General features: G+C 43.8%; 23 protein-coding genes. 17 read left to right on the top strand and 6 right to left on the bottom strand.

Annotated features, from left to right (window positions below; genetic code table 11):
* Positions 1-13: 13 nt before the first annotated feature.
* The 10 genes from NYE58_RS26815 to NYE58_RS26770 all read left to right on the top strand — a co-directional run bounded on the left by NYE58_RS26815 (position 14) and on the right by NYE58_RS26770 (position 11,498).
* The gene (locus NYE58_RS26815; RefSeq protein WP_076130274.1) at positions 14-1,378 is read left to right on the top strand and encodes an ABC transporter substrate-binding protein; all 1,365 of its coding nucleotides are present in this window, start codon (positions 14-16) and stop codon (positions 1,376-1,378) included.
* Between the two features lie 104 nt (positions 1,379-1,482).
* Positions 1,483-3,282, top strand: coding sequence for a cache domain-containing sensor histidine kinase (locus NYE58_RS26810; protein ID WP_076277415.1), 1,800 nt, complete (start codon positions 1,483-1,485; stop codon positions 3,280-3,282).
* A complete protein-coding gene (locus tag NYE58_RS26805) occupies positions 3,257-4,855 on the top strand; it encodes a response regulator transcription factor (protein ID WP_341003458.1) in 1,599 nt (532 codons plus the stop codon). The genes NYE58_RS26810 and NYE58_RS26805 overlap by 26 nt, the downstream gene beginning before the upstream one ends.
* A 24-nt stretch (positions 4,856-4,879) precedes the next feature.
* Entirely contained in the window at positions 4,880-6,745 is a 1,866-nt protein-coding gene (locus NYE58_RS26800) for a DUF2264 domain-containing protein (protein ID WP_341003456.1), read from the top strand.
* The gene (locus tag NYE58_RS26795) at positions 6,735-7,850 is read left to right on the top strand and encodes a glycoside hydrolase family 88 protein (RefSeq protein ID WP_341003455.1); all 1,116 of its coding nucleotides are present in this window, start codon (positions 6,735-6,737) and stop codon (positions 7,848-7,850) included. The genes NYE58_RS26800 and NYE58_RS26795 overlap by 11 nt, the downstream gene beginning before the upstream one ends.
* Before the next feature lie 219 nt (positions 7,851-8,069).
* Positions 8,070-8,735: an amino acid ABC transporter permease gene (locus NYE58_RS26790; protein WP_076186917.1), complete on the top strand. Its 666-nt coding sequence runs from the start codon at positions 8,070-8,072 to the stop codon at positions 8,733-8,735.
* A complete protein-coding gene (locus NYE58_RS26785) occupies positions 8,716-9,393 on the top strand; it encodes an amino acid ABC transporter permease (RefSeq protein ID WP_341003454.1) in 678 nt (225 codons plus the stop codon). The genes NYE58_RS26790 and NYE58_RS26785 overlap by 20 nt, the downstream gene beginning before the upstream one ends.
* Before the next feature lie 22 nt (positions 9,394-9,415).
* Entirely contained in the window at positions 9,416-10,171 is a 756-nt protein-coding gene (locus NYE58_RS26780) for an amino acid ABC transporter ATP-binding protein (protein WP_076134604.1), read from the top strand.
* Positions 10,172-10,190: 19 nt separating this feature from the next.
* Positions 10,191-11,066, top strand: coding sequence for a cysteine ABC transporter substrate-binding protein (locus NYE58_RS26775; protein WP_076130267.1), 876 nt, complete (start codon positions 10,191-10,193; stop codon positions 11,064-11,066).
* Positions 11,067-11,186: 120 nt separating this feature from the next.
* Positions 11,187-11,498, top strand: a complete 312-nt coding sequence (locus NYE58_RS26770) for a hypothetical protein (protein ID WP_076194804.1) — start codon at positions 11,187-11,189, stop codon at positions 11,496-11,498.
* An 85-nt stretch (positions 11,499-11,583) separates the two neighbouring features.
* Here the strand turns inward: NYE58_RS26770 and NYE58_RS26765 are convergent, their stop codons facing one another.
* Both NYE58_RS26765 and NYE58_RS26760 read right to left on the bottom strand, forming a co-directional pair.
* Positions 11,584-11,796 (bottom strand): hypothetical protein, encoded by a 213-nt coding sequence (locus tag NYE58_RS26765; RefSeq protein ID WP_038572647.1) that lies wholly within the window; start codon positions 11,794-11,796, stop codon positions 11,584-11,586.
* A 244-nt stretch (positions 11,797-12,040) separates the two neighbouring features.
* Positions 12,041-13,486: a hypothetical protein gene (locus NYE58_RS26760; protein WP_341003453.1), complete on the bottom strand. Its 1,446-nt coding sequence runs from the start codon at positions 13,484-13,486 to the stop codon at positions 12,041-12,043.
* 85 nt (positions 13,487-13,571) lie between these two features.
* Here NYE58_RS26760 and NYE58_RS26755 point away from each other — a divergent pair, with 85 nt between their 5' ends.
* Positions 13,572-14,183, top strand: a complete 612-nt coding sequence (locus tag NYE58_RS26755; protein WP_341003452.1) for a DedA family protein — start codon at positions 13,572-13,574, stop codon at positions 14,181-14,183.
* 160 nt (positions 14,184-14,343) lie between these two features.
* Positions 14,344-14,697, top strand: a complete 354-nt coding sequence (locus tag NYE58_RS26750) for a VOC family protein (protein WP_341003451.1) — start codon at positions 14,344-14,346, stop codon at positions 14,695-14,697.
* Between the two features lie 242 nt (positions 14,698-14,939).
* Here the strand turns inward: NYE58_RS26750 and NYE58_RS26745 are convergent, their stop codons facing one another.
* Positions 14,940-16,142 carry an IS110 family transposase gene (locus NYE58_RS26745; RefSeq protein WP_076121959.1) on the bottom strand — a complete coding sequence of 401 codons (1,203 nt, stop codon included), beginning with the start codon at positions 16,140-16,142 and terminating at the stop codon, positions 14,940-14,942.
* Between the two features lie 426 nt (positions 16,143-16,568).
* Here NYE58_RS26745 and NYE58_RS26740 point away from each other — a divergent pair, with 426 nt between their 5' ends.
* From NYE58_RS26740 to NYE58_RS26730, 3 genes are all read left to right on the top strand, one after another.
* On the top strand, positions 16,569-17,288 hold the full coding sequence (locus tag NYE58_RS26740; RefSeq protein ID WP_341003450.1) for an SDR family NAD(P)-dependent oxidoreductase: 720 nt from the start codon (positions 16,569-16,571) through the stop codon (positions 17,286-17,288).
* Positions 17,289-17,717: 429 nt separating this feature from the next.
* Complete coding sequence (locus tag NYE58_RS26735) at positions 17,718-18,221, top strand: DinB family protein (RefSeq protein ID WP_076218439.1); 504 nt, start codon at positions 17,718-17,720, stop codon at positions 18,219-18,221.
* A gap of 323 nt (positions 18,222-18,544) precedes the next feature.
* Entirely contained in the window at positions 18,545-19,171 is a 627-nt protein-coding gene (locus NYE58_RS26730; protein ID WP_341003449.1) for a hypothetical protein, read from the top strand.
* A 103-nt stretch (positions 19,172-19,274) separates the two neighbouring features.
* Here the strand turns inward: NYE58_RS26730 and NYE58_RS26725 are convergent, their stop codons facing one another.
* The 3 genes from NYE58_RS26725 to NYE58_RS26715 form a co-directional block, all read right to left on the bottom strand.
* Entirely contained in the window at positions 19,275-19,655 is a 381-nt protein-coding gene (locus tag NYE58_RS26725; RefSeq protein ID WP_341003447.1) for a hypothetical protein, read from the bottom strand.
* Between the two features lie 82 nt (positions 19,656-19,737).
* Complete coding sequence (locus NYE58_RS26720) at positions 19,738-20,145, bottom strand: VOC family protein (protein ID WP_341003446.1); 408 nt, start codon at positions 20,143-20,145, stop codon at positions 19,738-19,740.
* Between the two features lie 80 nt (positions 20,146-20,225).
* Positions 20,226-21,086: a LysR family transcriptional regulator gene (locus tag NYE58_RS26715; RefSeq protein WP_254847659.1), complete on the bottom strand. Its 861-nt coding sequence runs from the start codon at positions 21,084-21,086 to the stop codon at positions 20,226-20,228.
* A gap of 181 nt (positions 21,087-21,267) precedes the next feature.
* Between NYE58_RS26715 and NYE58_RS26710 the strand changes: the two genes are divergently transcribed.
* On the top strand, positions 21,268-22,449 hold the full coding sequence (locus NYE58_RS26710; RefSeq protein WP_341003445.1) for an MFS transporter: 1,182 nt from the start codon (positions 21,268-21,270) through the stop codon (positions 22,447-22,449).
* A 277-nt stretch (positions 22,450-22,726) separates the two neighbouring features.
* Entirely contained in the window at positions 22,727-23,650 is a 924-nt protein-coding gene (locus tag NYE58_RS26705; RefSeq protein ID WP_341003444.1) for a helix-turn-helix transcriptional regulator, read from the top strand.
* Positions 23,651-23,962: the final 312 nt, after the last annotated feature.

Raw genomic sequence — 23,962 nt, 5'->3', positions numbered from 1 at the left:
TAGGAGGGTCTAAATGAAAAAGAAATTATTATCTGCATTCATCATCACATCGATGGCGTTATCATTGGCCGCTTGCGGCGGAAATGCGAAAACCAATAATGCAGGAGCGACTAATGCACCCGATGCTGGTGGAAATTCAAAGCCTGCAGCAGAGAAGGTTACCCTGAAGCTGAGCACCTGGCAGACAGAAGCCAAAGCGAAATGGAGCACGATTATCGCGGAGTTTGAGAAGACGCATCCCGATATTCATGTGGAAGTAGATTTGCTGAACGAAAAAGGTGATTCGGTTGCCTCTATGCAGAAGCTGGATTTGATGGCGGCTGCGAGCGATCCGCTGGATATTGTCGAACTGCCTTATACCAACTATTCACAGCGTGCAGATATCGGTTTGTTGGAACCGATGGATGACTATATTCAGAAGGAAGGTTATAAGCTCGCAGATGAATATCTGGTGGACACTACAGTCAATGGCAAAATCTACGCATTACCGTCTTCCATGCAGCGCTGGTTCGTGCTCCTTAACAAAGAAATGTTAGATGAGGCGGGCCTTCCGGTTCCGACCGACTGGACATGGGCGGATTTCGAAGAGTATGCCAAGAAATTGACCAAGGGTGAGGGCGCAACGAAACGTTTTGGTGCGTATTTGCATAATTGGCCGGATTATTTCCAGCTCCAGCTGATGAGCAAGTCTACGGATAATACTTTTCTAAAAGCTGATGGAACCTCCAATGCACTTGACCCGCAATTTAAGGCTAATCTGCAGATGATGAAGAAAATGATGTACGAAGATAAGAGTGCCACTCCTTATGAGGATATTATTTCGCAAAAACTAGCCTACCGGAATCAGTATTTTAACGGTTTAGCAGCGATGCTTCCGATGGGCGACTGGATGGTTGCGGAATCGGGTGGAACGGATGCCATTCCGGCAACCTTTGTTACCGCGTTTGCGCCGATCCCCCGTCTTGACAGTGAGAGCAAACACTACTCACCCGTACAGCCGACCTACATGGGAATAGCCGCTAAATCCAAGCATAAGGAGGCTGCCTATACCTTTGTGCGCTGGTATACCTCAGAAGGACTGGAAATCGGTGGACGCGTTTTCTCTGGCTGGGCCAAATCGGATACGAATAAATTAGTGGATACAATTGTGAGTGGTTCTAAGGATTCCTCTAAGATTGATGTAGATTCTCTGAAATATACGATGGAGAACTCGACACCTGGTGCAACGCAGGTTCCGGCTAAATATGCGGATGAAGCTAAGAACAACGTTATTCCAGAAGCGGAGATGTATCTCCTTGGCCAACAGGATCTGGATGTCACAGTTGCCAATATCGATAAAAAAATAACGGAAGTTGTTCAGAACAATAGCGGAAAGTAAGCGGAGGCTGATTGTACGCTTTTCAAAGGGGGCTTATAATGTGGGGGCAGGAAAGCATTTCTGCCTCCTGCTCCAAATTCAAACAGATGTGGGGCCTGTAATCCGTGTTTAGAAAGCATCAATCCCTCCGTAAGAAACTTGTCTGGTCATCGCTGATCTGCGTGCTGATCCCGCTTGTCTGCATTTACATGGTTACTGATTATTTGACCCGGGATCTCATTCTGGAGAAAGCGGTTAGTAGCGCAAGAGAATCTTTAAATGCAGCCAGCGCCAATATGAATGCCATATTTGAACAGACACTGGAACAGTCCAACTTTGTGCTCCAGAACAGCGAGATCAGGCAGATGATGTCTGCCGATTCAGAGTCGCTCCGTGCACCAAAGCAGATCATTCAGTATAACCGTATGTCGCGGATGCTGGATGATATGTTTGTTTTAACAGAATATTTGAAGGTGACGTTAATCGGAAAAAATGGTTTGATTTATACCAGCTATCCTTACAGTGACTTTAACCCGGAAAATTTCTACAACAAAAATTGGACATCGTTGCTGAAACAAATTCAACCCATTTCGACTTATTGGAGAGCGGAGCACGATACGTACTACAATTATTCTGATAAAGGCTCAGCTGATTGGGTAACCATTGCGAGGCCGATTCAATCGACCTCCAGCAGTACCATCGGATATTTAATTATTAATATCAATGAGCGTAAGCTCCGTCCTTATCTAAATAACGATAATGATAAAGAGATGATGCTTTTGGATGACAAGGGAACTGTAGTTTCCCATGCTGACAAGACCCGAATCGGAGAGACGATGACGTGGTTGAAAATGGATGGCGAGCTTGACACTGTGGAAATCGACGGAGAGAAGTTTTTATATGTTGATCAGGAGCTGAGCAGTAACAAATGGCGGATGGTCAGCATTATCCCGCTGAAGGCAGCCTTGTCGAAAAATAAGCAGATTTTATTTATCAGCCTGGCGGTGCAGATTCTTTTCTTTACCTTGTTTTCCGTTCTCTTAACCGTTCTAATCTCAAAGCTGACTCAGCCAATCGTAAAATTAAGCGCTTTTGTAAAGCGAATAGGTCGTGGTCAGTTGGATGAACGTTCGTTCATTCGAGGGAATAATGAGGCAGCACAGCTCGCCCGCACCATTGACCAGATGCTGGATCGGATCGAGTCTATGATTGAACAAATCACTTATGAACAGACGGGAAAAAGAAAAGCCGAACTAGAGATGCTGCAAGCGCAGATCAATCCACATTTTATGTTTAATCTGCTGAATTCGATTCGCTTAAATATCCTGATGCAAGGCGATCGGGAGAATGCTGAGTTGATTGGTTCGCTGTCGTCTTTGCTCCGGATGACCTTTAACAGGGACAATGAGTTTATCCCGCTTCGTGAGGAGACAGATACGATATCGCATTATGTCACTTTAATGAATTTCCGCCATGCCAATCAGGTCAGGCTGGAAATGAATTTAGCGGACGGTAGCGCTGAAGCACTGGTGCCTCGATTTATGATTCAACCCATGATCGAGAATGCCATCATCCATGGCTTCGAGCAGTTTGGTGGCGAGATTTTTATTGAAGCTCGTATTGTTGCAACTACGGGAAGCTTGGTTATCACCATTAAGGATAATGGGATCGGGATGTCGCCGGAAACTTTAACAAGACTTCGTGAAACCGCATACAGCAGCGAACAAATTACAGAGGAGGACAGAAAAGGGTTCTCCGGCATAGGTTTACGCAATGTGGCCCAACGCCTCAGTATGATTTATGGCGCTTCTTTTAAGCTGAATATTCAAAGTGAACCTGATGTGGGCACAGAGATTTGTCTGGAGTTTCCTCTGGATTACGGAAAGGTGGGTGTGGAGAATGCTGACGGCAATATTGGTGGATGATGACTATCCGGTTATCCGTTATTTGTCGCAGGCCGTACCTTGGAGTGAGCTCGGTATTGAACTCATCGGATGTTATTATAGCGGTCTCGAGGCTTGGGAAAAAGCACAGCAGAGTCCACCAGATCTTATTATTACCGATATTGGCATGCCCAAGATGAACGGGCTGGAGATGCTGGAGCTATTCAGAGCTGTGCAGCCCGGAATCCGTGCGATTATTCTCTCCTGCCACAACGAATTCAAATACGCCCAGCAAGCGCTGAAATTAAACGTAGGAGAATATATTTTAAAAGAATCACTGGATATTGAGCAGTTACAGCAAGCGATTAGCACCCTTGTGGCGGAAGTGGGACTGAATAGGCAGCAGCATACAGAGATGCTGGTTTATAAGCAAAAGCAGTCTCAAAATCGCGCCGCGCTGAAGGAAAAGTTTCTAAAAGATACCTTGTATCAATCCTGGGATAAGGGGGCTTGGATCGAGCAGGCCCGATCAAACGGAATTATGATCCACGCCAAAAACTATATCCCGCTGGTTATTGTAATTGACCGTCCAGAGGAAGCTTCAAGGGTGCGCCGGATGAGTGAATATACGATTTCTTTTGCGGTTGAGAATATTATGCAGGAAGTGCTTGAGGCTGATCACAGTCTGTTTATTTCGAGATACAGCCATAAGGAGATCGTCATTCTCTTTTGCAGCGACCAGCCTTCTAAAGATCACCAGGCAATCTATCACTCCATTCAAAATGCAGCCTCTGCGGTTCAAAAATATCTTAAACTCTCTGTCTCTTGCTTATTTGGCGCTGAGGCGCGCAGTCCTGAGGAAATTCGCGGAACATTGCAGCGGATGCTGAGGGAGAAAATACAGCGCTTTTATCTCCCTGCGGCGGGAATCCACCGTTTTGAAGAAGTCTGCTTTTCCGGAGAAGATATTTATGCTGAGTATGGAACCTTGTACGCTGTTATCAATGATGATATTGCCTTGAACAGGAACACGGAGCTTCGCGTTCATGTAAAGGAATGGAGGGAATGGGTGGCCTCGCAAAAATTCCATCCGAATGAAGTCAAGGAATGTGTGCTTCGCTTGCTGATGGACTTGCAGATGAAGACGAAACAGCTTCTACAATCTCCATTGGCTATAACCGAAGAAAAGCTATTTAGCGTGGTTGGTGACATTGAAACTCTGGAGCATTTGGAACAATGGCTGGTGCAGTACTTAGAGGAATTAGCGCGGAAAATAAGTATGTTCTCCATCAAGTCTAAACGGAGTGAGGTCATCAAAGCCCAGCAGTTCGTGATTAGTCATGTGACGGAGAAAATAACGCTGGAGGACATGGCAGGCCGCCTTAACTTAAATGCCAGTTATTTCAGCCGCTTATTCAAACGGGAAACAAACCAGAACTTCATCGAATATGTAAATATGCTAAAGCTTCAGAAGGCAAAGGAGCTGCTTAACCAATCTGAAAAGACAGTGGAAGAGATCTCCGAGTATCTGGGATATGCCAACAAAAGTTATTTCATCAAGCTGTTTAAACGGGAAATGGGCATGAGGCCTAGTGAATATGCCGCTTGGCATTGAGTGTGGACAGGAGGAAACATTGCTGTGGGAATAAAGGGCACTAAAAATGAATTACAGATGTTCCTAAATGAACTATATACTCCACTGGAGCGCAGATTTACCTCTGGTTGTGCAGGAATTAATATGGGCGCTACAGGATCGATTTACAATGAAGCTACAGCGCTTATGGAAGCTTTTGCCCGTCCTCTATGGGGCCTTGTTCCTCATGCCAGCGGTGGAGGGGAAAGTGCACTCTGGCCGATGTTTCTGGAAGGAATCATCAACGGGACAGACCCGGAGCATGAAGAATATTGGGGGCAATTTACTTCCAAAGATCAGCGTATGGTAGAGCAGGCCGTGTTGGGACTGGGGCTTGCTCTTGCACCACATAAAATGTGGGAGCCGCTGAGTGACACGCAGAAAATAAATGTATATAACTGGCTAAATCAGATTAATCATGTGGATCGTTCCAATCCGAATAACTGGCTGATGTTCACGGTTCTTGTAAATGTGGGCTTCAAGAAAGTCGGATTACCTTATGATCAGAGCATAATGGATGATTATCTAGCGCAGATCGATAATTACTATCTTGGTGACGGTTGGTATTCCGATGGATTGACGGATCAGAGGGACTATTATATTGCTTTTGCTATGCATTATTATACGCTGATATACGCTAAGCTGATGGCGGATGATGATCCTCAGAGAGCTGCTGTTTATCGGGAAAGATCAGTACGATTTGCCGAGGATTTCATTTATTGGTTCGCTGAGGACGGAAGCGCACTTCCTTTTGGTCGTAGCCTGACCTATCGTTTTGCACAGGTTTCTTTCTGGAGTGCGCTGGTGTATGCAGAAGGGGTCCCTTTTTCATATGGCGTTCTTAAAGGAATCATTATGCGCCATTTTCGTTGGTGGTTTGAACAACCTATTATGGGATTAGACGGACTGCTTAGCATCGGATATGCTTATCCGAATCTAGTCATGACAGAGAACTACAACGCCCCCGGATCTCCGTATTGGGCCTTTAAAGCTATGCTTATTCTTGCCTTGCCAGATGATCATCCTTTTTGGCTGGCGGAGGAAGAGCCTCTGCCTATTTTGAAAGAGGTACGGGCTCTCCAAGAGGCGCGAATGCTTGTGTGTCGTCCGGAAGGAAATAGGCAGGTTATTGCCTATACCTCTGGCCAGATGGCTAACTTTGATATGGCCCATAGCGCAGCCAAATATTCTAAATTTGCATACTCCACTCTGTTTGGCTTTAGTGTCCCGAAAGCGGGTTACGGGTTGGTTCAAGGCGCTTACGATTCTACACTCGCACTATGCGAATGTGATGAACACTATCGGGTACGCAGATTCTGTGAGACCTGGGAAATCGGGGACAGCTATGTATATTCCCGCTGGCATCCCTGGAGTGATGTACATGTGGAGACATGGATTATTCCGGCAGGTCTATGGCATGTTCGTGTTCACAGCATTCATACTGCCCGGCGGCTGGATGTAGCGGAAGGTGGATTTGCCATTGGCCAGTCAGCTGGCTTCTCGCACAGTGAACGGGAAATTATTAATGTATCAAACACTGCTGTTTCGGTACAGCTGCCCTGGGGAATCAGTGCCATACATAGGCTATGCGGCTTTGATCGGGGAGAGTGCGTATATCCCGAGCCAAATACCAATCTGCTGAAGCCGCGGACACTTCTTCCGAGCTTGTGCTCCAGACTGGAACCGGGAGATCAAGTATTGATATCTGCTGTCTTCGGAGCGACGAATACTCCGGAGAACCAGGCAAGTCTTGCTTCACCGCCGCTTATTCAATGGCACTCGGACGGAAGGGTTGCTGTATACGAACCTAGTAACGATACACTTTTGCATACTGTTGATTTAAGGGGAGGGAGAAACAAAGATGTGGAATAAGGCTATTGAGGATGCGATTCACAAAGTTGGGAGCAATATGGCTAACCATCCGGGCAAACTGCCTCATATCGCTGAGGGGCAACAGTACGAATGGGGAGACAACGGCGACTGGATAGAGGGTTTCTATGTTGGGATGATGTGGCTTGCTTATGAATATAGTAAGGATTCATGCTATAAGGAGGCGGCAGCCTCTTGGTTAGGGGACTTCAAGCATCGTCTGGATCAGCACATCGCCCTGGACCATCATGACATTGGTTTCTTGTATACACTGACCGCAGTAGCGGAGTGGAAAATAACGGGCAGCGAAGCGGCGCGAGCTGTCGGTCTGCAAGCTGCGGACACGCTGTGCAAGCGCTGGCGTGAACCAGCAGGGATTCTTCAGGCCTGGGGACTGGAGAGTGACCCGGAGAATGCGGGACGTATCATTATTGACTGCTTGATGAATTTACCTCTATTATTCTGGGCAGCTGAGGAAACAGGAGATAAGCGCTATTATGAAATAGCGCTCGAACATGCGTTTAAGAGCCGGAAATTTCTTGTGCGTGGGGATGCCTCCTCTTACCATACTTTTTATTTTGATCCGGCTACCGGAAATGCAATTCGTGGAGGAACACATCAAGGTTATGAGGACGGATCGACCTGGACACGTGGTCAAGCTTGGGGAATATACGGTTTTGCTCTGGTGTATCGCTATACGCAGAATGAGGATTTTCTTAAGACTTCTAAGAGCCTAGCGGATTATTTTATCAGCCATCTACCGGAGGATAGTGTGGCTTATTGGGATTTCGATGTGCCAGTGGGAGCGGAGACCCCTCGCGACAGCTCGGCTTCGGCGATTGCGGCAGCCGGTCTTTTGGAACTGCTCGATCACCTAGGCGTAGACGATCCGGACCGGGCCATTTATGAAGTTGCTTTACACCGTAGCATGAAATCTCTAGTGGAACATTATGCGACATCTGGAAATCCGGAAGCAGAGGGACTTCTAAAGCATGGTTCTTATCATGTGAGAGGTGGACGTGTGCCTGATGGTCATATGATTTGGGGAGATTATTATTATATGGAAGCGCTGATCCGCTTGCAGACCGGCATCCGAGGCTATTGGTAGTGGGATGTTAGGGTGGGGCAAGGTTTAGCCTATAGAACAAGGAAACCGCTAAGACTAATCTCTTAGCGGTTTTTTTTGTGTGGACTACTATACAAGAAATATAAAACGTAGTTATTTACTTGGAATAGTATGAATAAAATCATATCACCACGCGTAAGGTTTAATGTAAGATTTTGATAATTATTAGAAATTAAGAAAAGGGGATCGGGTTACTCAGATATGAATTTAGACTGGGAGTTTATCTACGAGAGTTTGCCGCTTTATGGTGAGGCGATGTGGCTGACAGTGAAGTTAGCGTTGTTAGCTATTGTATTCTCACTCCTTATTGGATTACTGTTCAGTATCGTCTTGTACTATAAGGTCAAAATCGTCAGTGATGTTATTAAGATCTACATTGAGCTTTCACGGAACACCCCTTTACTTGTGCAGCTCTTTTTTCTTTACTATGGCTTACCTAAGATCGGAATTCACTTTAGTGAAATGACCTGTGCGATTGTAGGCATGACATTTTTGGGCGGGAGCTATATGACGGAGGCTTTTCGAAGTGGGTTCGAGGCAGTTAGCCAATCGCAGATTGAATCAGGTCAGAGCATTGGACTGTCTAAGCTGCAGCTGGTCAGATATGTTATTTTTCCCCAAGCCTTTGCGATAAGTATTCCTTCTTTAGGGGCAAATGCGATCTTTCTGCTGAAGGAGACCTCTATTGTAGGTGCCATTGCTTTAATGGATTTGATGAATGTGGCAAAAGACTTGATCGGCATGCATTACAAAACAGCGGAGTCTCTGCTCCTTCTGGTACTCGCCTATTTGGTGTTAGTCCTGCCCTTATCGCTTTTATTGACTTGGGTGGAAAGGAAGGTGAGATATGCAGAATTCGGGGATTGAGGTGCTTTTTGAAGGTTCTAATTTCGAACGATTATTAGGGGGCTTACTTGTAACGATTGAAATTTCATTTCTCTCTATTGGAATCGGTACGTTATTTGGGATCGTTATGGGATTGCTCCGGACGCTGGGATCGAGGCCATTAAGGTTTATATTACGTCTTTATTTGGAGACCTTTAGAATTATTCCGATTCTAGTGTGGCTGTATGTAGTACATTTCAGTTTCTCTCCATTACTTCATATCGATATCAGCGGGGAGGCTACCTCTATATTGGTGTTCAGCTTATGGGGAGCTGCGGAGATTGGGGATCTTGTTCGTGGAGCTTTGCAATCTATGCCAAAACATCAGGTGGAATCTGCCAGGGCGCTAGGTCTGAGCAGCAGTCAACTTTATCGGCATATTTTGATCCCGCAGGCTGTACGCAGAATGCTGCCGGGAATGATTAATCTTGCCACACGAATGATCAAGACAACATCACTGGTGGTGCTGATTGGAGTGATTGAGGTGGTAAAGATCGGGCAGCAGATCATTGAATTCGGCGTGATAAAAGCGCCCACCGCTTCATTCTGGGTATACGGCTTTATCTTTATATTATATTTTTCTGTATGTTTTCCGTTATCCAGACTTTCGAAAAAAGTTGAAAGCAGATGGCAAAATTAAGGCTTAGGAAGGAACGGTTGTAATGGCAGATTCCGGAGAACTCCTGCTGGAGGTTACACAATTACACAAATATTTTGGAGAGCGAAAGGTTCTGGACGGCATTGAATTGCAGGTGGAAAAAGGAGAGGTAATCGTTATTCTCGGTCCCTCTGGCTGTGGAAAAAGTACGTTCCTACGTTGTCTTAACGGTTTGGAACCGGTTCAGGAAGGGGCGATACAATATCGTGGACAGAACCTCGCGGGGGCTGCTGTAGATTGGCGTGAAGTTAGGCAGCATATCGGAATGGTCTTTCAAAATTATGAGTTATTCCCGCATATGACGGTTATGGATAACATTCTTCTAGGCCCTCTGAAAGTACAAAAGAGAGAGCTTAAAGAAGCAACGCAGCAAGCGGAACAGCTCTTAGAGCGGGTTGGGCTGCTTGAGCGTAAACTGGACTATCCACGCCAGCTTTCCGGTGGACAAAAGCAGAGAATAGCTATAGTAAGAGCTTTATGTATGAATCCGGAGATTATGTTATTTGATGAAGTGACAGCATCCTTGGATCCGGAAATGGTTCGGGAAGTGCTTGATGTGATCTTAGGGCTTGCTCAGCAAGGAATGACGATGATCATCGTGACTCATGAAATGGGGTTTGCCAAATCGGTTGGGGATCGGATCGTGTTTATGGATCAAGGCAAGATATGTGAGATCGCTGCCCCGCAACAATTTTTTACCCACCCTGCGACAGAACGTGCCCAGCATTTTCTGGATATATTTCAGTACGAAAAATTATAGAAATAGGAGAGGAAGAGAAATGAAGAAAAGTTTGAAATGGCTAACGATGCTGGTAGGTGTAAGTATATTATTGATGGGATTGGCTGCTTGCGGAAATAGTTCGGATAACAACGGAAACTCAGCATCTTCTAAATTCACTTCTATTGAACAGCTAAAGAAGAAAGGGAAGATTAAGATCGGCGTATTTGCAGACAAACCACCTTTTGGTTATGTGGACGCTGAGGGTAAAAACCAAGGATTTGATGTGTATATTGCCAAACGCTTTGCCAAGGATCTGCTAGGGGATGACTCGAAGGTTGAATTTGTGTTAGTTGATGCTGCCAGCCGCGTGGCTTATCTTGAATCCGGTAAGGTTGATATCATTATGGCTAACTTTACGGTCACCGAGGAAAGAAAAGAAAAAGTGGATTTTGCTAATCCGTACATGAAATTATCCTTTGGGATCGTATCCCCAGACAGTGCTCCAATCACTTCCATTGATCAATTAAAAGGGAACAAGCAAAAGCTCATTGTAGCTAAAGGTACGACAGCGGAAACCTATTTTACCAAAGAATATCCGGATATTGAATTGCTCAAATTCGATCAGTACACCGAGATTTTTGCAGCGCTTAAAGATGGTCGGGGGGCGGCAATCGCTAACGATAATACAGAGCTCATTGCTTGGGCTAAATCAAATCCTGGATTTACGGTCAGCATTCCTGCTTTCGGGGGTCAGGATACAATAGCTCCAGCAGTGGCAAAGGGGAATAAGGAATTGCTGGACTGGATTAATACAGAACTTGATACCCTTGGTAAAGAACAATTTATCCATCAAGCCTACAAAGAAACCTTAAATGAAATTTACGGTGAAGGATATACTGATGAGCTTGTCGTTGAAGGCGGGAAAATCCAGTAACGGATTGGGAATAACATTGCGGGGGCATCTGAGAAGATGCCTTTTCTACAGATAGACTATTGCAATTTCTATAATGCCGAGTATAATACTGGGTATACACAGAATAAGGAGTCGGTGAAAATGTCTGTCGATGATTATCTGGATCTTTTAAACTACGCCAAAGCAATTAACGATGGACAGTGGCAAGCTGACATCATAGATCGTTTGAATAAGCTGAGTAAGAATTCTCATGCTGAGACAACAGAACAAAGTGTGAAAGAGCTGTGGATTCAATTCGACGATATAAATGCAATATTAATGGATTTATTTAATAAGCTGAGGGAAAGTGCGGATCCAGTAGAGCAGTACCGGTGGAAAGAGAAAGTCTGGGAGTTAAAGCAGGAACGGATTAATCTTTCGAAGAAGATTCAGAGTAGATATATCAGGATATAATTTAAGCTCACATTGTAATAATAAATAGAAAATAAAAAAAGGCATGCAGTTAGTCTGCTCTGCCAAACTTACGATGGTCTATAGGCTACTTAGACATTTGCATTCCTTCGCGCATCATTGTCATACACATAGTCATCATTTCATCGCAGTCCTGCATTTTTTTCATCATCATATCCATGTTCATATCCATCATGCCCATTTCAGACATTTTTTCCATGCCCATCTTCATACAGTTCATCTTAGACATCATATCATCCATACACATGTTCATCATCATTTCCATACACATCTTGTCCATTTTTAATTCCTCCCTTCTTTTAAATTACCTTTCTTCCATAAAATACTATACAATTTAGGAACAATCAACGCTAGATTTGATATTTTACTAACTTATTTTTCTTATTTGTCGTAATTATGTATATCCTTACCATACGGATGTTATTAATCAGAATACTTAATTGCGGATGGTGACTATTGGCTAGATTGCCTCAGGTCAGCGTTTTTTTGCGTTCTACAGAGTGAGGAATTAACGAGCCGGATCATCACTCTGGGATAAACGAGAAGACACTGCCATAGGTCCCCGTAAATACGGGCTGACCGAATTTTTGTGTCCATTCCTTGAGTAGCTTATATGAGACCTTTTTGCTCGTAATTACATAATCGGGCTGATCGTAATTAACGATCTCGGGAAGGTATTCAGAGAATCCGTGCATCGAGCGTTCAAAAGCAGTCCAACCCAATACGCCAAGAGAATCTTTTGTCACGAAGGGATCTTGTCTGCCATCACATAACACATCTCCCCCTCGAAACATGACATAGCCGGATGAACCGTAGTGTGCGAGAACTTTCGGACGTGTACCTTCAGATGTATGCTGTAGAATATAGTCCATTTCATCGACAGGATATTTTTTGGCGTCAATAACTGGTGGTACAAGGAATAGATAAGCAATGTTTAGCAGCAGGCCAACTGCCAGTAACCCTCGTAATGTACTTTGTCGGACTAGAATACCTGTTTTGGTGAATTCAGGAAGCGCATCAAAAAATACAGCCGCAAAATAGGGGATGAACAGCCACATAAACAGGTTTTGCTTGAAGTTTGATACACCGAGGTATAGAATCCCAAGCATAAGAAAAAAACGGAACGGTTTACCCTGGAGTGCAAAAGGAAGTGTGCAGGCAAAGAACAAAAGCAATAGTAAGATGGGCAAATTCTCCAAGCTATTGAACCGAATCGGCTGCCATTCATTGATCAGCAGGTTAAAGTTCTTTTTCGTAACTGTCAAAATAAACAGGAGACTTTTTACGCCGCCTGGATTTAGAATGCCAACGAACCAGACGAGACTGAAGACTATGATTTTACGCCCATTCAGCGTTTTTTGGATCAAGGATTCAAGCAGAGCCATCCCTGTAAATACAGCAATTACAAGCCATACTCCTGCATGAAAATTGGCAATGGCAATAGAAAGAGCAATCATCGCAGCGGCATATTTCTTTTGAGAACTCATTTGATATTCACGTAAATATACGAAAAACCAGACAATCATAAACGAAGAGATCATCTGTGGACGGCCTTTGAAATAATTATAATAAATCCAGCAAGAAATTAGCAGCACAAAAGGGAGCAGGAGTACATGGTCTTCTTGAAGTCCCAGTTCTTTGCGTGAAACCTTACCCAGACGAAGCAATCCGAGCACTAAAAAGAACAAGCATACAGCGGTCAAAATATACACACCCGGCCATCCAAAAGCTGCATAAAGCGGGGCAACGAGCAGCTGGAATCCGAATTCATGAGGGACGTAGGGCAGCTTATCTCCGTAAAAAGTATGTATGGCATGATGTAGAACTTGTCCGTGCCCGATCATATATTGTCCTAGCTCTATATGCCAGAAGGTATCGGGATCATTGTAAGAAAATTTAGGGAACATCAGCAAGATAGCGGCTATAACGAATATGCCATACAAAAATTTGTGTATATTGAATTTCATCATTATTTTGTTTTCCTCCCGTTTTTTGTTCAATTATAACGAGACTTTCTTAAGGAATAGTAAAATTTATGAAGCGGAGTGAACACTCATGCATCAACTATTTACGTGGATATCTGAATCCGCGCTTCACCTTGTTAATTCTATGGGTATTTGGGGCATATGGTTAGGGATGATTCTAGAGAGTGCCTGTATCCCCATTCCCAGTGAGGTGATTATGCTCAGCGGTGGCTGGCTGATTGCGCAAGGCTCGCTTACTTTTATGGAAGTTGCTGTTGCTGGGATATTCGGAAACCTACTGGGTTCCATCATTGCCTATTATATTGGTAAGGCTGGTGGACGCCGGTTATTAGAGAAATACGGAAAATATATTCTCTTGAATGAGCATCATTTGGAGCAGTCGGAGCGTTGGTTCGAGCGTTATGGCGAGAGTACCGTATTTTTTACTCGTATGTTGCCCTTTATTCGTACTTTTATCTCACTGCCCGCAGGGGTTGCTGGAATGAAAGCTTGGAGATTCATAACATTTACAGCACTCGGCTGTATCCCGTGGAACATAGCTTTGATCTATCTGGGATACCGCTTAGGTGACAACTGGGGTATCGTTGAGCAATTTATTCGCCCAATCAGTTATACCATTTGCGGAATCGTGGTGCTTCTTGTGTTGAGGTGGTTAGTACGGAGATTTCGTAACCAGACTTAATGCCAGCTCTTCGGGTGTTTTCTGGTGTTTTCTGCTCGGTGAGCCTCCGCAGCTTAATATGGATAAATAAAGGTCAGGAACGTCGAGGCTAGAATTAACTGTTATATGTTGAATGCATTCTATATTCAAGGATAATCTACTTCTGTCTGGGAGGTTTGAAATGAAGGTCAAACGAATCGTTGCCAATATAAACACGAAGGATATCGCGGCAGCTAAATGCTTCTACGAGGATGTGCTCGGTCTTGATTTAATGATGGATCATGGTTGGATTAGAACTTATGGTTTAGACGAGGAGATGAGCATTCAGATTAGTTTTGCCTCACAGGGTGGCTCAGAAACGCCTACGCCTGATCTATCAATTGAAGTCGATGATATCGATGCTACATTTGAAAGCATGAAGAAAGCTGGATTTCCGATAGAATATGGGCTTGTTGATGAGCCTTGGGGTGTTCGGCGATTCTATGTCCGCGACCCGTTTGGCAAACTTATCAACATCCTTGAGCATAGACATTAGAAGAGTGGTCACGGCGTGCAGAAATCTTGATTGTTAAACTATCGAATAGTGATAGCTAAATGATGACATAAGGCAGCCGATGAGTGGATCGGCTGCCTTTATTCAACTATTCCAGCTAATAGCTTGTCAATATTTAATTATTAATGGCCGATTCCTGAAGTGGTATACTTAAAAAAAGATATGACAAATAACCGTCCCCTTCGGCACAGGAATATATTTCATCTTTTTCTATTTCATGCTGCTCATTCTAGACGAAATGCTTCTTTTGAAGTTAAGATGGCAAAAATCCAGTGGATGAGTTTGTTTACACAAGCAATTACCGCTACTTTGAACAGCTTTCCTTCCGCACGCTTTTTATCGTAGTAAGCTCTTAATTTCTTGTTTCTATTACTACGAATACCACAGCGCACAGCTTGATACAGGGCTGTACGAAGCCTTCTCGAGCCATGTTTCGTGATTCGATTTTGGGTTGCCACAAACTTACCTGAAGCAAATACACTGGGATCAACACCAGCAAAGGCCACCAGCTTCTTTGCGTGATCGAACCGATCGATTTCTCCAATCTCAGCCAAAATTGTTGCAGCAATTTTCGTGCCGATACCGGGTATCGATTGGATTAAATCATATTCAAGTAACTCTTCAGCCAGGGTCTCTATCGATTTATCAAGGTCTGATAGATGGTCCTGGTATTGAAGAAGTAATTTGATGAGCAGCTGCATGGAGATCAAATGACTTGGAAAAGCCGTCTCCTTAAAGGGATTTCGCCTTGCTGCAGCCGCTAGGATTTGAGCGCGTTCCAAACACCATGAGACGGATCTTCCGCGTCCAGTAAGACGTTGGATTGTTGTTGTAATCTCTTCCACAGTCATACCCAGGACTTCTTTAGACGTCGGGTGTAAGGCTAGAAATCGAAGTGAAACTTTCGAATAAAGGTCACCAAACACGCCATGGTATTCGGGAAAAACTTGATCCAGAATGGCCTGGAATTGTAGTTTTGCTTGAACATACATACCCGTTAGGGATTCATACTGTCGTGTTAGATAGCGTAAATTCATGAGATGCTGACCCCGTTTTTTGATGGGTTCAAACTCTTCTTTATAGAACAGTGCCCCAAGTTGATAGGCATCAGCAGCATCCGTCTTGACCCGTCTTAAATTAGTTTTTTTGGCCTCATATGAGATTAACGGATTAATGACGATGTATAGATACTGGTGCTCATCCAGAAACTGAACAACAGGGCTATGATAATGACCTGTTGCCTCCATTACAATGCAAGGGCTCACCCCAGCAGCTGATTCCACTGCTCTAACATAATTAAGAAAAGACGATAATCCCTCTAGATCATGATTAAATTTAAAGATCTTCCCATGAGGTACTCCACGGTCTAAAAAAGCTTGTGCATGGCTCTCTCCCTTGGACACATCCAAACCAATGACTGGATTCATGACATCACTCCTGTAGTATTTTCACCGGCAACCCCTAACCTTCTTGTCTTCCACACTATCGCATGTGATACGGGATCAACGTCCCAACCAGCCTAACCATGGTTGAACAAGTAGGGGGGATGAACAGAATAGCTCTCGGGATCCAAGTCCCACGGGCAGAAACGTTCGATCCCCGGCTACCGCTATCTTACGACCATACAAAAAAAAGGTCGACCAGAAAGATCTGGTGACCTCATAATACGAACGGGCAGGATAGTTGAACATAATCATGCTTAACCGTATTATAAGTAAGTATAAATTCATTGTTGAGGGAAGCGTCATATAAAAATTCAATGTTCTTGGTGCTTCTTATATTGAATGGTTTTCAGCATTCACTGTGAATTTAATGATTAAATGCAGAGATAAATCATATCGAAAGGATAACTTATGAGAAATTTTATTATCTTCGGAGCAAGTAAAGGATTAGGTGAGGCATTCTTCAAAGGATTGCCAGAAAAAGGTGATCGTGTTTGGGTGGTTTCTAGAACTTGTCCTAACAATTTAAATCTTGAAGATGGTGTACAGAAATATTGGATTGAGGCTGATTTAGCGAAATCTGATGCAAGCAAGCTGATTGCGAATACAGTAAATGACGTTACAATAGACGTATTAATATATAATGTAGGGATATGGGAGAGCAAAGGCTTCAGGGATGACTATGATTTTGAAAAAGATGACCCAGCTGAAATCGTCAACATCATTAATGTAAATGTTACTTCAGCTATTACCTGCATACAGAAGCTTTTACCGAATCTAAAAAAGTCAGATAACGCAAAAATTTTCTTAATTGGTTCTACAGCAGGTCTTGAACATAATGATTTTACGCAAGTTTCATTTGTAGCTTCTAAGTTCGGTTTGCGTGGTATTGGAAATTCTATAAGGGAGCATGTAAAAAAGTATGGGATCGGTGTGACTTGTATAAATCCTGGTGAAATTGCAACCCAAATTCCATTGGAAGATGGAATTGAGAAAGTCTTGTCTGCGTATGGCGGTACACAGATTCCTCTTCAAGATATTGTTTCTTTAGTTAAATGCTTAATGAACCTTTCCAAAGCCTCTTGTGTAAAAGAAATAAATATTCCAGCAATGTTGGATACAAATGCGTAGTCAACTCCATTGAGAATGATAGTGCAAAAAAGCGAGGTTCTAAGAAACCACTCCATAGTAAAGGAGTGGTTTTCGCTTTATACATGAATGTGTAAAGTTTGGTCAAACTCTAATTTATGCTTAGATATACTACGGTGAGCCGTATCATAAATAACGGTTGAGCTAACGGGATATGATAGTTGAATAATACATTGATAAACAAGTGCTTCGGTATCCTGCTCTTTTTATGAAGCTAATAGGCAGACTAGCGTAAACAAAATGATCAAAAGTATTAACCATACGTAGTTAATTACATTTCGGGATTAGCACAATGATTTTCGGCAGCTTCGTTTGGTTAACGGGGGTAGTTCAAGTAAATGTAAATATTTACTTGCGAACTAATGTTCGATACAATAAACTTGATTCCATTACAAAAAGGAGATGTTGGATATGTATAAACACATTAAAGATTTTGCCGCAACTTGGCAGAATGAAACGGAAGCAACAATGCGGACACTGGAGATGCTGACGGACGAGTCTCTTGGCCAACAGATAACAAGCGATCATAGAACGCTTGGACGTGTTGCATGGCACCTTGTACAGACGTTGCACGAAATGCCATCTCGGACGGGATTGTCTTTCGAAGGACCGGGCGAAGATATGCCGGTGCCAGCTTCGGCAGCAGACATCGCGTCAGTCTATAAGAGGACCTCACAAGCGCTCCTTGATGCTATACAGTCCAGTTGGAAAGATGAGAATCTGCTTATCATGAGCGATATGTATGGTGATCAATGGCCAAACGGCTTAATGCTGGAAATTCTCGTAAAGCATGAGATTCATCATCGTGGTCAGATGACAGTACTGATGCGTCAGGCAGGCCTTCGTGTGCCGGATCTTTACGGCCCGACAAAAGAGCAGTGGGCCGAGTATGGAGCGCTACCTCCAGTAATTTAGAGTAAGATTATATCCGCTTTGGCCGTTTGGCTATAGTGGGATTTATAAGTATTTTATCATAGGATTAAAAGTGGTGGCTTGAATCATAGACAAGAGGATACCATCGGACTGAAACTGTTGATTCTATTGAACTAACGGGAAACAATAGCTTAATCTAAAACGAAGGTAGCTGGTCTATATGAACGGCTACCTTCGTTGCGCTAAAGGACACATTTTCCCTTAATCTATATAGAATTGAAGATGAGATAGCAGGAAATCTTGCATCAGCTAGGGAATACCAAATTATGGATTTATAAATGTACATGAAAGGTTGATCCTAGTTTATGAATGACCGTAATCTCATCTTCGTAGCAAAAGCGAAAATGATGCTTGTATACCCTTTGCTGCTTGCCCTGATCGTTATACTTGTGGTCAGTAGCCTTACTGCCTGCGATAATTCCACCGCAGGCAAGACAGCAAGCAAGTCTGCGCAGCCGACCAAGGATGTACCTGTGGTGACGCAAGCATCCGGCAGCATTTATCTGTACGGTGAAGTACATGGCCAAGCCAAGATTATTGACAAGGAATATGAACTGTGGTCTGAACTCTACCATAACGAGGGCATGAGACACTTATTCGTCGAGCTGCCCTATTTTACCGCCGAATACTTGAATCTATGGATGCAGTCGGACAATGATGATATTTTAGAGGAGATTTATGATGATTGGGAACGGACACGTAGTCACAACCCTGATGTCAAAGAGTTCTACAAAAAAATAAAGAGCGAGTGTCCGGAGACGATTTTCCACGGCACAGACATCGGGCGGTTAGAAATTCATGCTGAAGATGACTCGATAAATGCTGATGTAATTCAAATCTTGAAAAAAATACATGTTCCAGGTGAAGTAACTACCGACTCCATCATAATTTATGGATATAACAAAACTAATGAATTCAATGATTATATATAATACGCTTCACCTCAATGCTTCCAAACACAAAGTACAGTTTGACCATTAAATGTATATCTGTATATAAAAGAAAAAACACTCCTGACAATGGAGTGTTTTATTATTATTCAAATTTATTTGAAGTCCATGTAGCAATTCCATTCATTGGACATGCAACAACTAGCCAGTTATCAGATTCTACTCCCACCTGCCAACATTCATACTTCTCATGAAAACCAATAACAAATAGTATGCTACCTGATTCAAAGCTTATAATTAAATGTGGAGTGCTGTCTCCCAATTGTATATCTATAATCTTTTCACGTCTCACCTTTATGATCTGACTGTATTTTTCTTCCTCAGAAACATCTGCAATTTGGCTTTCATTACTAGGGTATTGAGAGGGAACTGAATCAAATATAGTCCACTTTGATTCAATGTTCAGGTACAGTTGACCAGCTAAATCATCGAACTCGTTCAGCGATGTCCCTATTTCTTTATTCATTCCGTTCCCCAGCTCTTTTCATCAACGTATAAGCCCGAATCATTACACCATATCTTGGATTTGTTGGTGTTGGCGTTTCGCTTCAAATTTCGCGTTTTGGCATTTTGCTCTCATCCATGTACAGCAGATTCCAGCGGTGACCGTCCAGGTCGGCAAATCCTGCGCCGTACATCCAGCCGTCAGTCTCACTTGGCTTGCCAAAGATGTTTCCTCCAGCAGCCTCTGCTTTTTGGACAAAGGCATCTACTTCTTCTCTGCTTTCAGCACCAATGGAGAAGATTACTTCAGCGCTATGGGAAGTATCTGCGGTTTTTGAACCAGTAAATTTCTCAAACGCCGCATCCGGGAACAGCAGAATTGTTGTTTGACCTATAACAAGCTTAGCTCTCTCGTTACCAACACTCACCGCTTGGAATCCAAGCTCATTGAAAAAGGCAGTTGACCTCTCAACATCTTTGACTGGCAGGTTAATCCAAATCTCCTGTGACATGGCTGTAGCCTCCTAATATATTTTCATTCCTACTATACTCTACTTCTGGCAGCAGAAGCGATCTCTTTCGCATCTCACCTTTAGTTGAAATACTCGATAGTTTTCTCAATAAATGCCTTGGCCGATTTTGTCAGAAAACGGTCGGACCGATGAATGATCTCAAAGTGACGATATGGCGGATCGTCTGTAATTCGGATGCAGCGTAATGTTGGTTCATTCATTGCTTGGATCAAACGGTAAGGCAGCAATGTTCCTCCGACATTGGCTTTCACCAAGCTAATAATGGAAGTTGCCGAACTGGTCTCCATGATCGTATCTAAGCTGAATCCATATTTACGACAATAGCCATCAACTAATTCTCTGCCTGTAAATCCTTCGGGGAACATCACAGTTTGGATATTACGCAGTTCCTGGATTCCAATCGTGCTTCGTTCAGCCCAATCATGATTCTCAGAAACGACAAGTACATATTCTTCACTGCACAAGGGAATGCGTACAAGCCGATCATCTGGAGCAGAGGTGATCTCGATCCCGATGTCTACTTCATTATCTAGTACTTGATTCAAGACGTAGATCGAAGAGATAAGCTTCAGCTGCACCTTGGGGAATCGCGTATGAAAATTCACGAGCAATGGGGTGAGCCGATAGTCCAGATCGGAAGGGAGAACACCAATTACCAACCGACCTCGTTGATCATTGCGTAATTCAGCTAACGCATCCTGGGTATTCTGTAAATGCCGAATCATCTGTACACAGTGCTCCAAAAACAGATTTCCTGCTTGAGTCATCACAATCTTTTTGCCGACTCGGTCAAATAAGGGAACTCCGAGTTCATCCTCAAGCGCGCGTATTTGTTGACTCAACGTAGGCTGAGATATGCCAAGTTTCTCAGCTGCTCGTGTAAAATGAAGCTCCTCACACACAGCAATGAAGTTTTCCATCTGACGAATCTCCATATGAATGACCTCTAATCATTGGTTTTAGTAATCATTTTAATAGAAACAATAGTATTGTTCAATCATTCTAATGATTCTATACTTAATCGTGCACCGCCCAAAGATCTGTTATTAACAAAGGGTCATGGGAGAATGCAGCGATACTACTACCATGAGGTGATTCATAATGAAACTTTTTTATATCGTCTTGGCGCTTATCCTGGCTTCACTGAATTTACGACCACCCATTACATCTATTTCTCCTCTAATGAGCATCATTCAGAATGATCTGGGTATAAGCGGGATTACCGCCAGTTTGTTAACCACACTTCCGGTATTATGCATGGGCATATTTGCTCCGTTCTCCGTACGATTAAGCAGAAGGTGGGGAAATGAGGGCGCAATTGTTCTGGCTTTAATCCTCATTGGGTTAGGTACGGGATTACGATGGTTTGTTGGTACAACTCCTTTGATGATGTTCACTTCTTTTCTTTCCGGTGTAGGAATTGCATTGGCAGGGCCGCTGTTGTCCAGTTTCATTAAGCAGTACTTCCCTGACCGAGTGGCATCCATGGTGGGTATTTACTCTACAGCGATGGTGATGGGGGCCAGCATTAGTGTGGGACTATCGGTCCCGCTGCAGCATACGCTGGGTGGTTCGTGGAGAGGCTCGTTGGCTGTATGGGCATTACTCGCAGCTATTGCATTGCCGATTTGGTTAAGATTAGCCTGGTCTGCGCGCACAGATCGACAATCCGGTAAAATCTCGAGTGTACTTAATGCACCACTTCCGGTGAACAACAAACGTGCCTGGCTGCTGACATTATTCTTCGGGCTGATGGCAGCGATCTTCTATTCGTTGACCGCTTGGCTTGCGCCAGCAATCCAAAGCCAGGGGTATAGTCAAGAGACGGCCGGCAAAATCCAAACTTTATTTACCTTGATATCGCTGCCCTCTACTTTGTTCATTCCGATGCTTGTACATCGTTACCAAAGACGTGTATTCTGGCTTGTCGGGTGTGCATTATTAGAGTTGACGGGTGTCTTGATGCTGAACCTATCCGTTAGCCCATGGCTCGTGGCGATTCCGCTCGGTATTGGGGCGGGTGGGCTGTTCCCGATTGCACTGATGTTGCCCATTGATGAAACAAGCAATGCTCAGGAAGCCAGTAGCTGGTCCGCAATGACCCAATCTGGTGGCTACATTCTCGGAGCGCTTGGGCCGCTAGCGATTGGCTGGCTCCACGATGCAACAGGCAGCTTCGTTCAAGCATTCTATGGTTTGTCTGTAATCATCGTGCTTCAGATTATCGTTCAAATGGCTATAGGAAATAAAAAAAGTTCTCCATCCATTTCTCGTCTCCATTAAAGGTTTCGTGTGATAGCTTCATGTTGATCAATTAGTGAAGTTGTGCTTGCATGGACCTATGAACGTACGTGGTGTAATTCAACTAGCGGGCAGGATAATGGAAATGAACTGTAGAAAAAAACCTATAAATGAAAGTGACAAAAGTGGAGAATTCTACCGACAGTTGAATAAAGCGCCTATGAAAATTCAACCACCGCTTGATAGGATTGCGTTTGAGGAAATGCTATGCTGTTTTCGACAGTGCGCACTGTACATTTTGTTTTATTGGAGGTATACAATGCTCGACTTGCGTAAAATTGGAGCTTATATTTCGAAGCTTCGCAAAGACCAGGATATGACCCAATTGGAACTTGCCGATCAACTGAATGTAAGTCATCAAGCGGTATCGAAATGGGAACGGGGCGACTCGCTACCGGATATCGGAACGCTTCCGCAGTTTGCGAGGTTATTCGGCAAAACGGTAGACGACATTTTAAATGCAGGAGACAACTCAGAAAATCGGGAGCACCAGCACCTAGGAACGATCGTTGAGGAGATCGCAGAGAACAGGCCGGACCAAGTTGCAGAGATGGTCAATACCGGTGAGATGAAGGTGGAAGAGCTTGTAGAAGTAGCACCGTTTGTAAAAGCAAGCGCTCTGCATAAGGTTACAGAACGATTAGACAGCAGCGTCCTTAAGTTAGACGTGATCATGCGGCTGGCTCCGTTCCTTGGAACAGATACATTGGATGAACTGGTTCGTCAGGCAGAAGAGGGCGAAATTGTGTGGAATGCCATTACTGGACTCGCTCCGTTCGTCAGCAGCGACACATTAAGCCGACTGGTAGATAAATCGATTGACGGTTCCTTAGAAGTGCACAATCTTGTTGGAATTGCCCCGTTTCTTGAAAGAGAACATGTAGATCGGTTGGTTCAACAAGCAGAAGAGAGTAGCTTGAGCTGGCATTTCGTTCAAGGGCTGGCACCCTTTATTAGCAGAGAAACGTTAAGCCGCTTGGTAGACCGGGTTGCAGATGGCACTATTGATGCGAACCGGATCATAAGCCTCGCACCTTTTCTGGACAGGGAAAATCTCGAGAAGTTAATTAGTGGAGTCGAAGCTGAACATCTTAGCCCAGATCTGCTGGCAAGCCTTGCTCCTTTCGTCGATCAAGGGACATTGAGTAGAATGGTGACAAACTTATTAAATAAAGTAAAGTAGATACGTATATCGGAGATTGGTGATGCATAGGCAATGGCGTTAAGCTCCCTCGAAATGATTCAGTTTCCTCACTCAGACTCATGAATTCGCAGGATTTCATCCTGTAGTTAAAGTGATGAAGAGGATGATGAAGGAGCCGGTGGCTGGGAGATGGGGAATTGGGCATGCGTAAATAAGGGTGAATAAGGATCACCCATATTGTTCCATTATATGCACGTCTCCACTTCGCCCTAGCGATTCTCACTCCCATGTCTCAACGGGTCATAGCCCTTTCATTCCTTCGTCACATCTAACTAAGGGGTGGAGGTCGGT

Origin of the sequence: Paenibacillus sp. FSL L8-0708, from assembly GCF_038009325.1 — a bacterium.
GTDB classification, from domain to species: domain Bacteria; phylum Bacillota; class Bacilli; order Paenibacillales; family Paenibacillaceae; genus Paenibacillus_AQ; species Paenibacillus_AQ odorifer.
This window is presented reverse-complemented; position numbering and strand designations above follow the sequence as displayed.

Excerpts from the sequence above, each read along its gene's own strand:
- NYE58_RS26710 (WP_341003445.1), top strand. The coding sequence starts at position 21,268 with ATGAAACTTTTTTATATCGTCTTGGCGCTTATCCTGGCTTCACTGAAT.
- NYE58_RS26755 (WP_341003452.1), top strand. The coding sequence starts at position 13,572 with ATGCATCAACTATTTACGTGGATATCTGAATCCGCGCTTCACCTTGTT.
- NYE58_RS26765 (WP_038572647.1), bottom strand. The coding sequence starts at position 11,796 with ATGGACAAGATGTGTATGGAAATGATGATGAACATGTGTATGGATGAT.
- NYE58_RS26760 (WP_341003453.1), bottom strand. The coding sequence starts at position 13,486 with ATGATGAAATTCAATATACACAAATTTTTGTATGGCATATTCGTTATA.
- NYE58_RS26735 (WP_076218439.1), top strand. The coding sequence starts at position 17,718 with ATGTATAAACACATTAAAGATTTTGCCGCAACTTGGCAGAATGAAACG.
- NYE58_RS26780 (WP_076134604.1), top strand. The coding sequence starts at position 9,416 with ATGGCAGATTCCGGAGAACTCCTGCTGGAGGTTACACAATTACACAAA.
- NYE58_RS26775 (WP_076130267.1), top strand. The coding sequence starts at position 10,191 with ATGAAGAAAAGTTTGAAATGGCTAACGATGCTGGTAGGTGTAAGTATA.
- NYE58_RS26790 (WP_076186917.1), top strand. The coding sequence starts at position 8,070 with ATGAATTTAGACTGGGAGTTTATCTACGAGAGTTTGCCGCTTTATGGT.
- NYE58_RS26795 (WP_341003455.1), top strand. The coding sequence starts at position 6,735 with ATGTGGAATAAGGCTATTGAGGATGCGATTCACAAAGTTGGGAGCAAT.
- NYE58_RS26720 (WP_341003446.1), bottom strand. The coding sequence starts at position 20,145 with ATGTCACAGGAGATTTGGATTAACCTGCCAGTCAAAGATGTTGAGAGG.
- NYE58_RS26725 (WP_341003447.1), bottom strand. The coding sequence starts at position 19,655 with ATGAATAAAGAAATAGGGACATCGCTGAACGAGTTCGATGATTTAGCT.
- NYE58_RS26805 (WP_341003458.1), top strand. The coding sequence starts at position 3,257 with ATGCTGACGGCAATATTGGTGGATGATGACTATCCGGTTATCCGTTAT.
- NYE58_RS26730 (WP_341003449.1), top strand. The coding sequence starts at position 18,545 with ATGAATGACCGTAATCTCATCTTCGTAGCAAAAGCGAAAATGATGCTT.
- NYE58_RS26770 (WP_076194804.1), top strand. The coding sequence starts at position 11,187 with ATGTCTGTCGATGATTATCTGGATCTTTTAAACTACGCCAAAGCAATT.
- NYE58_RS26740 (WP_341003450.1), top strand. The coding sequence starts at position 16,569 with ATGAGAAATTTTATTATCTTCGGAGCAAGTAAAGGATTAGGTGAGGCA.
- NYE58_RS26705 (WP_341003444.1), top strand. The coding sequence starts at position 22,727 with ATGCTCGACTTGCGTAAAATTGGAGCTTATATTTCGAAGCTTCGCAAA.
- NYE58_RS26815 (WP_076130274.1), top strand. The coding sequence starts at position 14 with ATGAAAAAGAAATTATTATCTGCATTCATCATCACATCGATGGCGTTA.
- NYE58_RS26715 (WP_254847659.1), bottom strand. The coding sequence starts at position 21,086 with ATGGAAAACTTCATTGCTGTGTGTGAGGAGCTTCATTTTACACGAGCA.
- NYE58_RS26745 (WP_076121959.1), bottom strand. The coding sequence starts at position 16,142 with ATGAATCCAGTCATTGGTTTGGATGTGTCCAAGGGAGAGAGCCATGCA.
- NYE58_RS26750 (WP_341003451.1), top strand. The coding sequence starts at position 14,344 with ATGAAGGTCAAACGAATCGTTGCCAATATAAACACGAAGGATATCGCG.
- NYE58_RS26785 (WP_341003454.1), top strand. The coding sequence starts at position 8,716 with ATGCAGAATTCGGGGATTGAGGTGCTTTTTGAAGGTTCTAATTTCGAA.